Origin of the sequence: Jeotgalibacillus marinus (assembly GCF_040801915.1) — a bacterium.
In the GTDB taxonomy this organism is placed as follows: Bacteria; Bacillota; Bacilli; order Bacillales; family Jeotgalibacillaceae; genus Jeotgalibacillus; species Jeotgalibacillus marinus.
Genome location: NZ_JBFMIA010000080.1, coordinates 1 through 553, shown reverse-complemented (window position 1 = coordinate 553; position 553 = coordinate 1). Strand labels below are relative to the sequence as shown.

At 38.0% G+C, this 553-nt stretch carries 1 pseudogene; it reads left to right on the top strand.

What is annotated here, in order from left to right:
- Positions 1-553: pseudogene (locus AB1471_RS17040) on the top strand (hypothetical protein); the annotation flags it as partial.

Here is a 553-nt window from a genome sequence, read left to right as displayed (position 1 = left end):
CAATTTAGTTTTTCGTGGAAAAACAAGTATTTGTTCTTACAACGCAGATGTCAACCAGCAATGGTATTTCCGTGTGAGAGCTGTGAATACTCACGGTAAAGAAGGACCATTCAGTAGTGAAGAAAGTGACACAACAGCAAGAATCATCAGTGATGACATTCTGTTTGGTGAAGAAATCGCAGAAGAGCTACGTGAATTGTCTAAAGAAGCTGATATTTTAGCTGGTGACACGATCGGAATCGACAAAATGAAAGAAGAAGCTCTAGAGGCTATTCAAGAAACAGCTGAAAAATATACAGATGAAGAAATTCGAGAGACTGAAGAGGAAATCCAAGAAGAACTTGCGAAAAAAGCAGGATTGAACTTTGTAGACGGTGAGTTCACGATGGTTAAAAGTGATCTAGCTGATATGCTTGACGAAATGGAAGACCTGGAAGAATACGCTTCAAGCATTGATCAAAAAGCCGATTCTATAAGTCTAGATGTTAGTGCTATAGAAAAAACAGTAGATGATAACACGGAATCTATTTTAATTGTGGGAAGCAGTATTACA